17 protein-coding genes are annotated in these 13,515 nt (G+C 68.4%); 8 read left to right on the forward strand and 9 right to left on the reverse strand.

Annotated features, from left to right (window positions below; translation table 11 throughout):
* Positions 1 to 24 precede the first annotated feature (24 nt).
* On the forward strand, positions 25 to 984 hold the full coding sequence (gene galE, locus KAG51_RS02980) for a UDP-glucose 4-epimerase GalE (RefSeq protein ID WP_290580465.1): 960 nt from the start codon (positions 25 to 27) through the stop codon (positions 982 to 984).
* A gap of 47 nt (positions 985 to 1,031) precedes the next feature.
* Here galE and lexA read toward each other — a convergent pair whose 3' ends face one another.
* Both lexA and KAG51_RS02990 read right to left on the reverse strand, forming a co-directional pair.
* A complete protein-coding gene (gene lexA / locus KAG51_RS02985; RefSeq protein WP_290580467.1) occupies positions 1,032 to 1,763 on the reverse strand; it encodes a transcriptional repressor LexA in 732 nt (243 codons plus the stop codon).
* Positions 1,764 to 1,794: 31 nt separating this feature from the next.
* Positions 1,795 to 2,694 carry a YihY/virulence factor BrkB family protein gene (locus KAG51_RS02990; protein ID WP_290580469.1) on the reverse strand — a complete coding sequence of 300 codons (900 nt, stop codon included), beginning with the start codon at positions 2,692 to 2,694 and terminating at the stop codon, positions 1,795 to 1,797.
* Between the two features lie 291 nt (positions 2,695 to 2,985).
* Here KAG51_RS02990 and KAG51_RS02995 point away from each other — a divergent pair, with 291 nt between their 5' ends.
* Positions 2,986 to 3,420, forward strand: coding sequence for a LysM domain-containing protein (locus KAG51_RS02995; RefSeq protein WP_290580471.1), 435 nt, complete (start codon positions 2,986 to 2,988; stop codon positions 3,418 to 3,420).
* 143 nt (positions 3,421 to 3,563) lie between these two features.
* Here KAG51_RS02995 and KAG51_RS03000 read toward each other — a convergent pair whose 3' ends face one another.
* The 3 genes from KAG51_RS03000 to KAG51_RS03010 all read right to left on the reverse strand — a co-directional run bounded on the left by KAG51_RS03000 (position 3,564) and on the right by KAG51_RS03010 (position 5,134).
* Entirely contained in the window at positions 3,564 to 4,067 is a 504-nt protein-coding gene (locus tag KAG51_RS03000; RefSeq protein ID WP_290580473.1) for a hypothetical protein, read from the reverse strand.
* A 188-nt stretch (positions 4,068 to 4,255) separates the two neighbouring features.
* On the reverse strand, positions 4,256 to 4,798 hold the full coding sequence (locus tag KAG51_RS03005; protein WP_290580475.1) for a DUF6318 family protein: 543 nt from the start codon (positions 4,796 to 4,798) through the stop codon (positions 4,256 to 4,258).
* 96 nt (positions 4,799 to 4,894) lie between these two features.
* Positions 4,895 to 5,134 (reverse strand): hypothetical protein, encoded by a 240-nt coding sequence (locus KAG51_RS03010; RefSeq protein ID WP_290580477.1) that lies wholly within the window; start codon positions 5,132 to 5,134, stop codon positions 4,895 to 4,897.
* 123 nt (positions 5,135 to 5,257) lie between these two features.
* On the opposite strand from KAG51_RS03010, the gene KAG51_RS03015 reads away from it, so the two are divergent.
* Positions 5,258 to 5,971: a gamma-glutamyl-gamma-aminobutyrate hydrolase family protein gene (locus KAG51_RS03015; RefSeq protein WP_290580479.1), complete on the forward strand. Its 714-nt coding sequence runs from the start codon at positions 5,258 to 5,260 to the stop codon at positions 5,969 to 5,971.
* Here the strand turns inward: KAG51_RS03015 and KAG51_RS03020 are convergent.
* From KAG51_RS03020 to KAG51_RS03030, 3 genes are all read right to left on the reverse strand, one after another.
* A complete protein-coding gene (locus tag KAG51_RS03020; protein WP_290580482.1) occupies positions 5,964 to 6,527 on the reverse strand; it encodes a DNA starvation/stationary phase protection protein in 564 nt (187 codons plus the stop codon). The genes KAG51_RS03015 and KAG51_RS03020 overlap by 8 nt on opposite strands.
* 82 nt (positions 6,528 to 6,609) lie before the next feature.
* Complete coding sequence (locus KAG51_RS03025; protein ID WP_290580484.1) at positions 6,610 to 7,023, reverse strand: VOC family protein; 414 nt, start codon at positions 7,021 to 7,023, stop codon at positions 6,610 to 6,612.
* A 40-nt stretch (positions 7,024 to 7,063) separates the two neighbouring features.
* Entirely contained in the window at positions 7,064 to 7,438 is a 375-nt protein-coding gene (locus KAG51_RS03030; protein WP_290580486.1) for a DUF2256 and DUF3253 domain-containing protein, read from the reverse strand.
* A gap of 336 nt (positions 7,439 to 7,774) precedes the next feature.
* Between KAG51_RS03030 and nrdR the strand changes: the two genes are divergently transcribed.
* On the forward strand, positions 7,775 to 8,269 hold the full coding sequence (gene nrdR / locus KAG51_RS03035) for a transcriptional regulator NrdR (RefSeq protein ID WP_290580488.1): 495 nt from the start codon (positions 7,775 to 7,777) through the stop codon (positions 8,267 to 8,269).
* Between the two features lie 141 nt (positions 8,270 to 8,410).
* The gene (locus KAG51_RS03040; protein WP_290580490.1) at positions 8,411 to 11,290 is read left to right on the forward strand and encodes a vitamin B12-dependent ribonucleotide reductase; all 2,880 of its coding nucleotides are present in this window, start codon (positions 8,411 to 8,413) and stop codon (positions 11,288 to 11,290) included.
* A 47-nt stretch (positions 11,291 to 11,337) separates the two neighbouring features.
* On the opposite strand, the gene KAG51_RS03045 is transcribed toward KAG51_RS03040, so the two are convergent.
* The gene (locus KAG51_RS03045; RefSeq protein WP_290580492.1) at positions 11,338 to 11,871 is read right to left on the reverse strand and encodes a hypothetical protein; all 534 of its coding nucleotides are present in this window, start codon (positions 11,869 to 11,871) and stop codon (positions 11,338 to 11,340) included.
* A gap of 150 nt (positions 11,872 to 12,021) precedes the next feature.
* Between KAG51_RS03045 and KAG51_RS03050 the strand changes: the two genes are divergently transcribed.
* From KAG51_RS03050 to KAG51_RS03060, 3 genes are all read left to right on the forward strand, one after another.
* On the forward strand, positions 12,022 to 12,453 hold the full coding sequence (locus tag KAG51_RS03050; RefSeq protein ID WP_290580494.1) for a MarR family transcriptional regulator: 432 nt from the start codon (positions 12,022 to 12,024) through the stop codon (positions 12,451 to 12,453).
* A gap of 47 nt (positions 12,454 to 12,500) precedes the next feature.
* Positions 12,501 to 12,923, forward strand: a complete 423-nt coding sequence (locus KAG51_RS03055; protein WP_290580496.1) for an organic hydroperoxide resistance protein — start codon at positions 12,501 to 12,503, stop codon at positions 12,921 to 12,923.
* A gap of 108 nt (positions 12,924 to 13,031) precedes the next feature.
* Positions 13,032 to 13,505: a hypothetical protein gene (locus KAG51_RS03060; protein ID WP_290580498.1), complete on the forward strand. Its 474-nt coding sequence runs from the start codon at positions 13,032 to 13,034 to the stop codon at positions 13,503 to 13,505.
* Positions 13,506 to 13,515 lie beyond the last annotated feature (10 nt).

The raw sequence follows: 13,515 nt of genomic DNA on the forward strand, positions 1-13,515 counted from the left end.
GCCGACCTCCTAGACTCGCCCCCTATGAGCATCGTGGTCACCGGCGGCGCCGGCTACATCGGATCGCACGTGGTGCGGGCCTTCGGGCTCGCGGGCCTGGACTGCGTCGTGGTCGACGATCTCTCGAGCGGACACCGGGAGTTCGTCCCGGACACCGTGCCGTTCGTCGAGGCCTCGCTGCTCGACACCGCGGCCCTCGAGGCCATGATGGCCGACCACGACGTGCAGGCCGTCGTGCATCTCGCCGGGTACAAGTACGCCGGTGTCTCGGTCGAGCGCCCGCTGCACACCTACGAGCAGAACGTGCAGGGCACCGTGAGCCTGCTGCAGGCGATGGAGCGCAGCGGCGTCGACGCCATCGTCTTCTCCTCCAGCGCTGCGACGTACGGCACACCCGACGTCGACCTGGTCACCGAGGACACGCCGACCTCGCCGGAGTCCCCGTACGGCGAAAGCAAGCTCATCGGGGAGTGGCTGCTCCGCGACTCCGAGCGGGCGTGGGGCACCCGCCACACGTCGCTGCGGTACTTCAACGTCGTGGGCTCGGCCGTGCCGGAGCTCTACGACTCCAGCCCGCACAACCTGTTCCCGCTCGTGATCAGCGCTCTGCGGGAGGGCCGAACGCCGCGCATCAACGGCGACGACTATCCCACGGCCGACGGCACGTGCGAGCGCGACTACGTGCACGTCGCCGACCTGGCGGACGCGCACGTCGTCGCCGCACGGGCGCTGCTGGAGGGGCGTGACCTCGAGCGGGTCTACAACCTCGGATGCGGCGACGGGGTGTCGGTGCGCCAGATCATGGACGCTGCGGCCGAGGTCTCCGGCATCGACTTCACGCCCGAGATCGGCGAGCGCCGTCCCGGCGACCCCGCGCGGATCGTGGCGTCCGGCGCGCTCGCGGAGCGGGACCTGGACTGGAAGGTGCGGTACTCGGTGGCCGACATGTTCCGCAGTGCGTGGAACGCCGGTCCGCAGGCCTGACGACCCGTAGCGGGACCACCTCGACGGTGGAGGCGGCTTCTCCCGAGTTACACCCGGCGCAGGACCGCGGTGACCTTGCCGAGGATCGTGGCGTGCGTGCCGTCGATGGGGGAGTACTCCGGGTTGGCCGGCAGCAGCCAGACCTCGCCGTTCTTGCGCTGGAAGGTCTTGACCGTGGCCTCGCCGTCGAGCATCGCGGCGACGATCTCTCCATTCTCGGCCACCGACTGCTGGCGGATCACGACGTAGTCGCCGTTGCAGATGGCGGCGTCGATCATGGAGTCGCCGCTGACCTCGAGCAGGAAGAGCGTGCCGTCGCCCACGAGTGACTTGGGCAGCGGGAAGACCTCTTCGACGCGCTCCTCGGCCAGAATGGGGCCACCGGCCGCGATCCGGCCCACCATCGGCACGTAGGTGGCGTCGGGAAGGGTCTCGCGCATGTCGGTCTCGTCGACGACGGTCTCGTCGGCCGAGGAGACTGCGGGCCGCGCGCCGAGGCCGTCGGGCAGGAAGATCTCCATCGCGCGCGGGCGGAACGGATCGCGCCGGATGTAGCCCATCTTCTCGAGCTGCTTGAGCTGGTGCGAGACGGAGGAGGTGCTGTGCAGGCCGACGGCGGCGCCGACCTCGCGCATGCTGGGCGGGTATCCACGCTGGGCGACCTCGTCGCGCAGGAACTCCAGGACGCGGCGCTGGCGTGCGGTCAGCCCATCGGCATCGGGTGGGCCATCAGGAAGCTCGCTGACGTTGGAACGGTCGGCCGGGTCCTCGGTGGTCATGCGACAACGCTAGGACAGATGTTCGACGAGATCAAACATCTGTTCGACTGGGCGTGTCGGTGTCGACCGCACGGTCGTCGACGTCGACGTCGTCGGTGTTCTCCGGGTCGGCCGGGCGCTCACCCTCGTCGACCGCCTCGTAGGCGGCGCCGATCAGCAGGGCGAAGAAGCCGACCCACAGCCACAGGAGCAGCACGACCACGCCGGCCAGCGCGCCGTACGTCTTGCCGTAGCTGCCGAAGTTGTCGACGTACAGCGAGAACCCGACCGACGCCACGAGCCACGCGACAGCGGCGCCGGTGACGCCGGGGGACCAGAGCTCGGGACGCTCCTGGCCCGAGTCGGCGTCCGGCGCGGTGCGGATGACCAGGCCGAAGCCGAGCACGATCGCCCCCGCCAGCACCAGGAAGCGGACGAGGTCGAGCACGATCCGCAGGCCGGGCACGTCGATCAGGGCATCTAGCACCGGCGGAGCGACCGCCACCAGGGTGATCGTGACGGCGAGGAAGGCCACGGCGCCGGCTGTGAGCCCGAGGGCGAACAGCTTCTGCTTGACGAAGCTCCGGGTCTGGCGGTTCCCGAGCATCGCGTTGATCGCGGTGACCAGGTTCGACATGCCGCCGCTGGCGCTCTGCAGAGCCAGCAGCACCGCGATGACGAACCCGATGCTGAGCGAGCTGGAGGAGGTGGTGGCGAGCGACTCGAGCTGTCCGGTGACGACCGAGGCGGCATCGGCGGGCAGGGCGTCGGCGATGCTCGCCGACTGCCGGGCCACCGTGTCGGGATTCGCCACGAGTCCGTACACCAGCAGGCTCGCGATCGTGGCGGGAAAAAGCGCGAGGAACACGTAGAAGGCAACGCCCGCCGCCAGGAGCGACGCATTGCGCTCGGAGGCGAGCTTCCAGGCGGTCTTCAGGTGGTCGATGGGCATGACTTCGAGCCTAGGCGGAGCCCGGGGGCCGCGCGCGCCGGGAGCTCGTGGCCCGTGCTCCAGATCACATCGGTTGCATCGATGCAGGTCAGGCGCGGTTTTCGCAAGTATTCGCAAATTTGTTCGAGTGGGGTCTTCACTTTTGTCCGTGCCGGCCCGTATGGTCGTTCATGTGTTCGATCGAACGTCCGTTCGCACTGATCCCGATCGAATGACATCCCTCGGCTGAGGCGCCGGGCGGACGTTCGAGAGAACACGCCAACCTCCACTCTTCCCCGTTCGGAGACCACCATGAGCATCACCCACGACGAGCTTCCGCTGTTCGACCTTCCGGCGCAGGAGCGTCCGATCGTTGCCCGGCCGCGTCATCTGGTCGCGGTGGCCGACGAGGTGATCGCGCCTTCGCGAGAGGTCCCTGCCGGACCGGTGCGGCTCACCCGGCGCGGCCGGGTCGTGCTGGTCGTCGCGGCGCTGGCCATCATCACGGCGCTCATGGTCGTCTTCGGCTCCGGAACGGCCGCCACGAGCGATGCCGGGGTCGTCACGGGCACCACGAGCATCACGGTCCAGCCGGGCGAGACCTTGTGGTCCATCGCCGGTGAGGCCAACCCGGGCGGCGACATCCGCGACACGATGGCCGACATCGTGCGGCTCAACTCCTTGGTCGACGGCGAGACGCTGCAGATGGGCACCAAGCTGTCCGTGCCGGTCTACGCGACCGACTGACGCCATCACCGACCTGGTCGGCGGGCCTTGGGTTGAGACTGATGCCCGCCGACCGGCCCTGTCCGGGCCTCGCCCGGACGTGTCATCGGGCAGTCACGCGCTGGGGAAGGCCGTGACTGCCCGATGTCGTGTCGGGGTGCTTCTCACGGAGCCACCACGACGGGAGCCGCCTCGGCCACGTCGAGACCGGTGGGAGGCCCGGAGGCGGTGATCAGCTGATCGATCTCCTGCGAGCTGCCTCCGTTGACCCGGTAGGAGACGCGGTAGCCGACGTCGACCCGGGCTGTCAGGCCGGTGGCGACCTGGGTGTAGCGGTGGGTCACCTCCGTCGAGGGATACGGCGCCCCGGGGCTGGAGGTCGTCTGGGTGGTCCCATCGCCGTGGTGCCAGGTGAACCGCTGCGGTGTCGCGACGATCTCGACGGCCTGCCCGAGCAGGATCGTGGAGTGGCGGAACTCCGGGGCCTCGGTGTGGAAGATCGTGGCGACGTTCACGAGCGTCTCCCCACCAGGCTGGATCCTCAGCGCGAGCGCCGGTAGCCCGACCGACTCGACCGCGCTGCGAATCTCCGCGTCCAGGCTCGGGTCGCCCGGCATGAGGACCTCGACCGATCTGCCCGGGCAGGTGCGCAGCTGTCCGGTCACCACGCAGGTCGTTGGCTCCTGCGGTGCCGCCACCTGATCCCCGTCAGGAGAAGGCATGCGCGGGGTGATCTCCTCTTGGTGTTCGAGCACGAGGCCAGGAGAATCCGGGTCGGGTGTCACGCCAACAGCGCGAGCGCTCGTTGCGGCAGAGGCGCAGAGAGCCAAGGAGGTGAAGGCAGCCAGAGCGCTTCTCATGTTTGGTCCCCGGCAGCGAACCCAAGCATCGTCCATTTGCCCCCGGCATACGAGGCGACGAACGTTACGACTTCAGACTGTTGGTCAAAATCGCGTGGTTCTGAGTCCGAATTCTCCTTGACGGTACCGGCGCCAGTCTTTAGTTCGGTCACGAGAGCGATATCAACACCGAACTGGCTCACCTGAACTTCTCCGGCGGTCCACGCGCCGCCCGTTCGCCAGCCGCCGGCCTTGTGACGCTCTTCAAAGAGGTCCGCGTAGGTGGCGCAACCTTGGCAACTTGGATCGCTAGCTTCTCGCAACGGCAGCGTGTCGCCAGTATGTGACGAATATGTGAGCACGTCGGCGTAGTGGTCGACGAAGCTGGCGGCCCCTTCGGCTGTCTCCTGCGTCGCGGCCTCCGGCAGGGGCGGGGGAGTCGCGGAGGGTTTTGGGGTCTCTGACCCGGACGGGTCCGGTTCCCGAGGCTTCGGGTCCCCGGAGCAGCCAGCGAGCAGCACGGCCGCCAGGGCCAGGCTCGACCACCACGTCCTACGCATGAGATCCCCCGATCGTCATCGAGGTCCGAAGGTAACGACCCCGTGCCGCACTTGTCAGCCACCCGTCGACCCGGCGTGCGGGCAGCTCGGCCGATGTCACGGGGCCGTCACGGGGCCGTCGGGTCCGGCTCCGAGCCCGCAGATCAGCGTGACGCCGCACTCCCCGGTGGGCGGCGTGTACCGGTCAGGTCCGCGGTCGGTGCTGGCCGTCGGTGTGCTGGAGGCCGTCGGCACGCTCGTGCCGAGACCATCGCCGTGTGTGCTCTCGCCCTGCGTGCCGCACGCGGCGACTCCCAGCAGCGCGGCACTCGCCACGGCCCATCGCATCCTGTTCATGACATCCCCCGATGTGTCGTCGCTCGTTGGCGATGAACCTAGGCAAGGACACGCTAGGTGTCAGCCGCGCTGGCGCCGGCCTGTGGACAACTCGGGCTGGGGCGGCAGGGGAGAATGGTCGGCATGCGTGTCGTGGTGATCGCCGACGAGACCGACCGCGAGGGTGGCTACGTGACCGAGCGGCTCCGTCAGCTCGGAGCCGCCGTCGAGTTCGTCGACCGCGGCGCACTTCCCGATCGGGGCGAGGTCGCCGGCGAGGGTCCCCGCGTCGACCTGCTGCTCCTGCTGGGGTCGCACCGGTCGGCGCACGACCCCCGGTACGTGCGCGACGTGATGGCCGAGTCCGACTGGGTGCGCGGCTCGCTGGCCGCCGGCACGCCCGTCATGGGGATCTGCTTCGGCGCGCAGCTCATGGCGCGGGCCCTGGGTGGTCACTCGTACCGCATGGCCGAGCCCGAGGTCGGGTGGGTGCGAGTCGACTCGGTCGACCACGTGCTGTGTCCCATCGGCCCGTGGGGCCAGTTCCACCACGACACGTTCGTGCCGCCGCAGAACGCCGAGGTGCTCGGCTCCACGTGGCACGGACCGCAGTGCTTCATCGAGGAGACGCACGGGGCGCGGGCCATCGCCTGGCAGTTCCACCCTGAGGTGGTGCCGGAGGTCTACGCGCAGTGGGTCGCCGAGGCGAAGACGACGGTGCGCGCCGCGGAGGCCGATGCTGACGAGCTCGTGCGTGAGGCTCGTCGTCTGGCTCCGCAGGCGCGCACCCGGGCGTTCGCCCTGGTCGACGCCGCCCTCGACTATCTCGGTGTCGAGGGCGGCACGAACCTCAGCTGACGGTGTCGGCAGCGCTGGCCTGGTCGGCGGCGCCCTGCTCCGACCCGGCGCCGGCGCTGCTGAGCTCGCCGCCGGTGTTCTCCAGGTGGGCGCGGACGAACCAGTGGAACAGCTCCAGGGCGCGCAGCTGGGCGATCAGCATGTCCTCGGTGACCGCGTCGAGGTCGGCGACGGCCTCCTGCGCCTTGCGGTGGTCGGCGATGACGCCCTGGTAGACCAGATCGAGCGCGCCGAGGTGCTCGTTGGTCGTGGCGCGGCCGAGGGAGTAGTCCTCCCACGTGCGGGTCTTGACCAGATCGCCCGTGAGGCCGTTGGGCGAGGCGCCCAGCGTGGCGATGCGCTCGGCGGTCTCGTCGACCGCGTCGCGTACCTCGATCACGTGCGGATCGATCATCTCGTGCACCGCGATGAAGTGCGGGCCGACGACGTTCCAGTGGACGTGCTTCAAGGTCAGGGCCAGGTCGTTGAGGGCGTGGAGGCGCTCTTGCAGGATGCCTGCGAGCTTCTCGCCCTCGGCGTCGGTGAGTCCGGGAATCGTGAACTTGGGGGTGCTCATGTCTTCGACGGTACGCCGCAAATCATGCCTCGCAACCGGAGCGCGGATCGCCCTGAAATGCCGGGATTGCAGGAAGTTCAGGTCAGCCCAGGCTTGCCTGATTGACGAGCCAGGCGATGCCGAACCGGTCGTTGAACAGGCCGAACACGTCGCCCCACGGAGCCGGCTCGAAGGGGACGACGATCTCGGCTCCCTCGGTGAGCTTGTCCCAGATCGGCCGCAGGTCCGTGTCGTCGCTGCTCAGCGAGACGTTGACGTGGGTGCCGTGCTGCGGGCTGTCGCCGCCGGGCGGCGTGTCCGAGGCCATCAGCACGAGACCGTGGGGCGTCGTGACCTGGCCGTGCATCACGAGATCGGCCTGAGCCGGGTCGTCGGACATGCCGGACTCGCCGAAGGTCATGATGCTCAGCTCGCCGCCGAGCGCCGCGCAGTAGAACTCCAGGGCCTCTCGGGCCTCGGTGGAGAAGTTCAGGTACGGGTTGAGTGAGGTCGCCATGGCGACAGCCTCCACCCGCGTCCGGGTGCGCCACAAGGGGTCATGACCGGCTGCGGCGGATCCGGATGGGTCCGGCCGCCGTCGACGGGTCGACGACGTGCCCGTGCTGGGTGATCTCGACCTCCCCGGCTGCGACCAACCGCCGGGCGGCGCGGCGCGCGGGCTCCATGAGGTCGCGCCAGTCGTCAGGCTGTCCGACGGCACGTGCGGCGTCGGACGGACAGATGCTGGAGGTCGGCGAACGTTGGGCCAGGAGCTCCAGGATCGTGCTCTCGAGCTGGGCGTCGACCGTGGTGACGCCGCGGCGACGACAGGCCGCACTGCAGAATCGCACGGAGTCCCAGTCGCGTTCCCACTTCTTGCGGCACTGGATCGTGCGTCCGCAGGAGGCGCAGGTCTTGGCAGGGGGAGCCATCGCTCCAGTCTGCCCAGGGGAGCGGGCGAGGGCTCGTCGGTCTGGTCCGATCGGGCCAGTCCGACTGGCCGCGACGTGGTGCTCGTGTGACGGGTGGGACCTCGGCAACGCCATGACCTGCACAAATGTCCGCACGCCGAAAATAGTCAGTGCCGCGCGCGAGGATGCTTGCGCGACCTGCCCCGACCACGTACGGTAGCCACTACATCTGGGACTTACACGTGTGTAGTTCTCCACATCTAGGTGCACAGCTTCGGCGGTGTTACCCACACGATCAGGGCCTCGGTCCACAGTTTCTCCCCAGGTTCATCCCCCAACTCTCCAAGGAGGCCCGACATGCACTGTCCGTTCTGCAAGAACACCGACACCCGCGTTCTCGACAGTCGGGTCGCCGACGAGGGCGGCTCGATCCGCCGGCGTCGCACCTGCTCGTCTTGCGAGAAGCGCTTCACCACGATCGAGCAGATGCAGCTCATGGTCGTCAAGCGGTCGGGGGCCACCGAGCCCTTCGCCCGTGAGAAGGCCGTGGCCGGCGTGCGCAAGGCCTGCAAGGGTCGGCCCGTCTCCGACGACGACCTCGCTCGGCTGGGTCAGCGCGTCGAGGACACGCTGCGCTCGTCCGGTTGCGCCGAGATCGAGGCCCACCAGGTCGGGCTCGCGGTCCTGGAGCCGCTCAAGGAGCTCGACGAGGTCGCGTACCTGCGCTTCGCCAGCGTCTACAAGGCCTTCGACTCCGCCGACGACTTCGCCGCGGAGATCGCCAGCCTCATGTCCCGATCGGCCGACGGCGAGCTCGCCGAGGAAGCCGCCACCCGTACGTCCTCGTCGTAGTCAGCACGTCCCGCACGTCCGGGGTCCGTCGCCGTGAGCCACGGCTGCGAGCCCGAGAACGCTTCAGCACCACCGCACGACCCGCACAGCAGCACCGCAGTCAGCAGCAGTCAAACCCTTTTGAGCAACAGGAGCACCCCCATGACGGAGACCGTCAGCGGACCCACCGGTTCGTCCCGCAAGAGCGCCTCCAAGGCCGGTTCCGGCCTGAAGGTCGAGCGCGTCTACACCACCGAGGGCGTGCACCCGTACGACGCCGTCACCTGGGAGCGCCGCGATGTCGTCCAGACCAACTGGAAGACCGGCGAGAGCGTCTTCGAGCAGCGCGGCGTCGAGTTCCCCGACTTCTGGAGCGTCAACGCCTCCACGATCGTCACCACCAAGTACTTCCGTGGCGCGGTCGGCTCGGCCGAGCGTGAGCAGAGCCTCAAGCAGCTCCTGGACCGCGTCGTGCTCACCTACGTCAAGGCCGGCAAGGACTTCGGCTACTTCGCCACCGCCGCCGACGCCGAGATCTTCGAGCACGAGCTCACGCACATGCTGCTGCACCAGGTGTTCAGCTTCAACAGCCCCGTGTGGTTCAACGTCGGCACGTCCAGCCCGCAGCAGGTCAGCGCCTGCTTCATCCTGGCCGTCGACGACTCGATGGACTCGATCCTCAACTGGTACCGCGAGGAGGGCCTGATCTTCAAGGGTGGATCCGGCGCCGGCCTCAATCTCTCGCGCATCCGTTCCAGCAAGGAGCTGCTCCGCTCCTCGGGCGGCACTGCCTCGGGCCCGGTCTCGTTCATGCGCGGCGCCGACGCCTCGGCCGGCACCATCAAGTCCGGTGGCGCGACGCGCCGCGCGGCCAAGATGGTCGTGCTCGACGTCGACCACCCCGACATCGTCGAGTTCGTCGAGACCAAGGAGAAGGAGGAGGAGAAGATCCGCGTCCTGCGCGACGCCGGCTTCGACATGGACCTCGGCGGCTCCGACATCACCTCGGTGCAGTACCAGAACGCCAACAACTCGGTGCGCGTCAGCGACGAGTTCATGCGCGCGGTCGAGGAGAAGACCGACTTCGGCCTGCGCGGCCGCATGACCGGTGAGGTCATCGAGCAGGTCGACGCGAACGAGCTGTGGGACAAGATCGCCAAGGCCGCGTGGGCGTGCGCCGACCCGGGCATCCAGTACGACTCCACGATCAACGACTGGCACACCACGCCGGAGGCGGGCCGCATCACGGCCTCCAACCCGTGCTCGGAGTACATGCACCTGGACAACTCCAGCTGCAACCTCGCCAGCCTCAACCTGATGAAGTTCCTGGGTCAGGACGGGTCCTTCGAGGTCGAGAAGTTCGTCAAGAGCGTCGAGCTCATCATCACGGCGATGGACATCTCGATCTGCTTCGCCGACTTCCCGACCGACCCGATCGGGGAGACCACGCGGGCCTACCGCCAGCTCGGCATCGGCTACGCCAACCTCGGCGCGCTGCTGATGGCCTCGGGCCTGGCGTACGACTCCGACGGCGGCCGCGCGCTGGCCGGCTCGATCACCTCGCTCATGACCGGCACCTCGTACCGCCGCTCGGCCGAGCTGGCCGGCATCGTCGGCGCGTACGACGGCTACGCGCAGAACGCCGCCCCGCACACGCGGGTCATGCGCAAGCACCTGGCCGCCAACGACGACATCCGCACGATGCACACGATGGACATCGCGGTGCACCGTGAGGCCACCAAGCAGTGGGCCGACAACCTCAAGATCGGTGAGAAGAACGGCTGGCGCAACGCCCAGGCGTCCGTGCTCGCGCCCACCGGCACGATCGGCTTCATGATGGACTGCGACACGACCGGCATCGAGCCGGACTTCTCGCTGGTCAAGTTCAAGAAGCTCGTCGGTGGCGGCTCCATGCAGGTCGTCAACCAGACCGTCCCGGCCGCGCTGACCAAGCTCGGCTACACCGGCGAGACCATCGAGGCGATCGTCGAGTTCATCGCCGAGCACGGCCACGTCATCGACGCGCCCGGCCTGAAGCCCGAGCACTACGAGGTCTTCGACTGCGCGGTCGGCGAGCGGGCCATCAAGCCCATGGGTCACGTGCGCATGATGGCCGCGGCCCAGCCGTTCCTGTCGGGCGCCATCTCCAAGACGGTCAACATGCCCGAGTCGTCCACGGTCGAGGAGATCGCCGACGTCTACTACCAGGGCTGGAAGCTCGGCCTGAAGGCGCTCGCGGTCTACCGCGACAACTGCAAGGTCGGTCAGCCGCTGTCGAGCCAGAAGTCGCAGGACGACAAGACCAGCGCGTCGGCCGAGTCCGCCACGCAGGTCAAGACGGTCGTCGTCGAGAAGCCGATCCGTCGCCGCCTCCCGAAGTCGCGCGCGTCGATCACCACGAGCTTCTCCGTGGGCGGTGCCGAGGGCTACATGACCTCGGGTGCGCACGAGAGTGGCGAGCTGGGCGAGGTCTTCCTCAAGCTCGGCAAGCAGGGTTCGACGCTGGCCGGTGTCATGGACGCCTTCAGCATCGCGACCTCGATCGGCCTGCAGTACGGCGTGCCGCTGGAGACCTTCGTCAGCAAGTTCACCAACCTGAAGTTCGAGCCGGCCGGTCTCACCGACGACTCCGACGTTCGGATGGCGCAGTCGATCATGGACTACGTGTTCCGTCGCCTCGCGCTGGACTACCTGGACTTCGACACCCGTTCCGCGCTCGGGATCTTCTCGGCCGAGGAGCGTCAGCGTCACCTCGACACCGGTTCCTACCAGCCCATCAACGACGGTTCCACCGCCGCCGAGCTGGTCGAGACCCCCGTCGAGACGCTGCCGAAGGCCGAGGCCGCCCCGGCTGCCGAGGACGTCGTCGAGGAGACCGCCAAGGCGGCACCGTCGCAGGCCCACACCTCGGCCGAGCTGCTCGAGGCCATCACGGGCTCCGCGGTCGACTCGCCCCTGTGCATGACCTGCGGCACCAAGATGCGCCCCGCCGGCTCGTGCCACGTGTGCGAGGGCTGCGGCTCCACCAGCGGCTGCAGCTGATCTAGCAGCGACGAAGGGCCCCACCAGTGCGGTGGGGCCCTTCGTCGTCAGTACCCGTACACGTGCAGGCTGACGACGTCGATCTCGCGTCGCGGATTGCCGAAGAAGGATCCGAGTCGCCGCGCGACGATCGGAAACGGCTTCTCCCTCGCACTCCCATCTGGCTTCCAATTGGACTGAGGGACGATGAGGAAAAGGTGATGTGCGTTCGGGGCGAGGTGCGCTTTCCACAGATCCTTCAGATCGTGGTTGTTGGTCGTGGTCCCTCCCCGTTCAACCTCGGCGAGGATTCCGCGCCCGCCGCCCAGGTCGTAGAAGAAGTCGGGACGGGCTTGGGTGACGAACTGATCTTCGGGTCGAAGTACAACCTCCTCATCGAAGGCCAGCTCTGCGCGAAGGATCTCGGACACCAAGGTCTGGATCGCGCTGCTCGACGCGCCGTGGACGTGAGCCAACGCAAGCTCCTGTCGTCGATCGGCCATCGCTGAGCGAAGGCGAGTAGCGATTCCGTCGACGAGCGCCACTTCTGCCACCTCTTCCGGCGTGAGTGCACTTCTCACGTGCCGGACATAGGTGATCACAGGCGTAGCTTGTCACTGGCCACCGCGGTTGCGTCGCCCTTGGTAGGAATCAGAGCGCTCGATGGAGGTGGCCTTCGCAGGCGCAGGGCGAGCATCGGGACCTCCGAGAATCGATTGTGTCCAACTGAGTTGTGTGCAATGCTTTGTCCCATGACCACGGCACGCCTCGACGACCAGCTGTGCTTCGCGCTGTACGCGGCGTCGCGCCGTCTGACGACGGCGTATCGCGGCACGCTCACCGAGCTCGGCATCACCTACCCGCAGTACCTCGCGCTGATGGTGCTGTGGGAGAGCGATGGCATCACGGTCTCGGAGCTGGGGGAGCGCCTCAGTCTCGACTCCGGCACGCTCTCGCCACTGCTCAAGCGACTTGATCTGCAGGGGCTCGTCGAGCGCCGCGCGTCCACTGAGGACGAGCGGCGCGTCCACGTGTACCTCACCGGCGCCGGCCGCGACATGAGCGCCGAAGTCGGACGCCTCCAGCAGTGCGTGGTCGACGCGATCGACCTCGACGCCGAGGAGTTCACCGCACTGCGCGCGCTCGCCCGCCGAGTGGCGCACCTCGAACCGGTTCGGTCCTGATCCGAATCTGCACGACTCACCAGACCACCAACATCAAGGAGATCACCATGGATGCCCTCTACACCGCCGAAGCTCTCGCGACGGGCGGCGGCCGCGACGGCCACGTGCGCACGAGCGACGGCCAGCTCGACCTCGACCTCGCCGTCCCGAAGGACATGGGCGGCGCGGGCGGCGCGGCCAACCCGGAGCTGCTGTTCGCCGCCGGCTACTCGGCCTGCTTCCACGGCGCCCTGCAGGCGGTGGCCCGCGCCGAGAAGGCCGAGCTGGGCGACTCCACGGTCGGGGCGAAGGTCTCGATCGGCTCCGACGGCCAGGGCGGCTTCCAGCTCGCCGTGAAGCTCGAGGTCGTCATCCCCGACCTGCCCCACGACGAGGCGCAGGCGCTGGCCGACAAGGCCCACCAGGTCTGCCCGTACTCGAACGCCACGCGCGGCAACATCGAGGTCGAGGTCTCCGTCGTCGACGACTGAGCCTCGATCTGTCCACAGCCCCGGCTCCCCGTGGAGCCGGGGCTGTGCCACGTGTCAGTGCTGGCACCTAGCGTTCGGACCCACCTGGAACCGAACGAGAGGACCCTCATGATCGATGACGGCCAGACTGACAACGGCGGCCGGCGCCCCGGCGGGTCGCCGCAGCTGGAGCCGATCGACATCGTCGAACGGTTCTTCGCGATCGAGGCGGCCCGTGTCACGCCACGCACGGTCCGCACCTACTCGCAGGTGGTCGCCCGACTCGACGACTACCTCCACACCGTCGACGCCACGCCCTGGATCGGCCCGCACTACGCCGCCCTGCTCCAGGCAGAGCGGCAGTTCGCCCCGAAGGGCGCTGTGCTGCGCCTGTTCGGCCTGGAGGGCCTGGTCTTTTGCCTGCCGGGTTTCCTGGAGCCGGAGTGGTTGTCACCCGTGCCGTCGGAGCGCCGGGCCCAGATCGCGCTCGCGGGGCGCCTCCTGGATCATCTGCGCCGCCGCGACCTGATCGACTTTCGCGAGATCGCCTGCGCGTTCTACGAGGCGCGCCAGGCCGTCTACGACGCGCGCGACGCTGCGTGACCCGACCGGT

Origin of the sequence: Aeromicrobium sp., assembly GCF_023146395.1 — a bacterium.
In the GTDB taxonomy this organism is placed as follows: domain Bacteria; phylum Actinomycetota; class Actinomycetes; order Propionibacteriales; family Nocardioidaceae; genus Aeromicrobium.

Bases quoted from the DNA above. Each gene is read 5' to 3' on its own strand.
- galE (WP_290580465.1), top strand. From the start codon at position 25: ATGAGCATCGTGGTCACCGGCGGCGCCGGCTACATCGGATCGCACGTG.
- lexA (WP_290580467.1), bottom strand. From the start codon at position 1,763: ATGACCACCGAGGACCCGGCCGACCGTTCCAACGTCAGCGAGCTTCCT.
- KAG51_RS02990 (WP_290580469.1), bottom strand. From the start codon at position 2,694: ATGCCCATCGACCACCTGAAGACCGCCTGGAAGCTCGCCTCCGAGCGC.
- KAG51_RS02995 (WP_290580471.1), top strand. From the start codon at position 2,986: ATGAGCATCACCCACGACGAGCTTCCGCTGTTCGACCTTCCGGCGCAG.
- KAG51_RS03005 (WP_290580475.1), bottom strand. From the start codon at position 4,798: ATGCGTAGGACGTGGTGGTCGAGCCTGGCCCTGGCGGCCGTGCTGCTC.
- KAG51_RS03010 (WP_290580477.1), bottom strand. From the start codon at position 5,134: ATGAACAGGATGCGATGGGCCGTGGCGAGTGCCGCGCTGCTGGGAGTC.
- KAG51_RS03015 (WP_290580479.1), top strand. From the start codon at position 5,258: ATGCGTGTCGTGGTGATCGCCGACGAGACCGACCGCGAGGGTGGCTAC.
- KAG51_RS03020 (WP_290580482.1), bottom strand. From the start codon at position 6,527: ATGAGCACCCCCAAGTTCACGATTCCCGGACTCACCGACGCCGAGGGC.
- KAG51_RS03025 (WP_290580484.1), bottom strand. From the start codon at position 7,023: ATGGCGACCTCACTCAACCCGTACCTGAACTTCTCCACCGAGGCCCGA.
- KAG51_RS03030 (WP_290580486.1), bottom strand. From the start codon at position 7,438: ATGGCTCCCCCTGCCAAGACCTGCGCCTCCTGCGGACGCACGATCCAG.
- nrdR (WP_290580488.1), top strand. From the start codon at position 7,775: ATGCACTGTCCGTTCTGCAAGAACACCGACACCCGCGTTCTCGACAGT.
- KAG51_RS03040 (WP_290580490.1), top strand. From the start codon at position 8,411: ATGACGGAGACCGTCAGCGGACCCACCGGTTCGTCCCGCAAGAGCGCC.
- KAG51_RS03050 (WP_290580494.1), top strand. From the start codon at position 12,022: ATGACCACGGCACGCCTCGACGACCAGCTGTGCTTCGCGCTGTACGCG.
- KAG51_RS03055 (WP_290580496.1), top strand. From the start codon at position 12,501: ATGGATGCCCTCTACACCGCCGAAGCTCTCGCGACGGGCGGCGGCCGC.
- KAG51_RS03060 (WP_290580498.1), top strand. From the start codon at position 13,032: ATGATCGATGACGGCCAGACTGACAACGGCGGCCGGCGCCCCGGCGGG.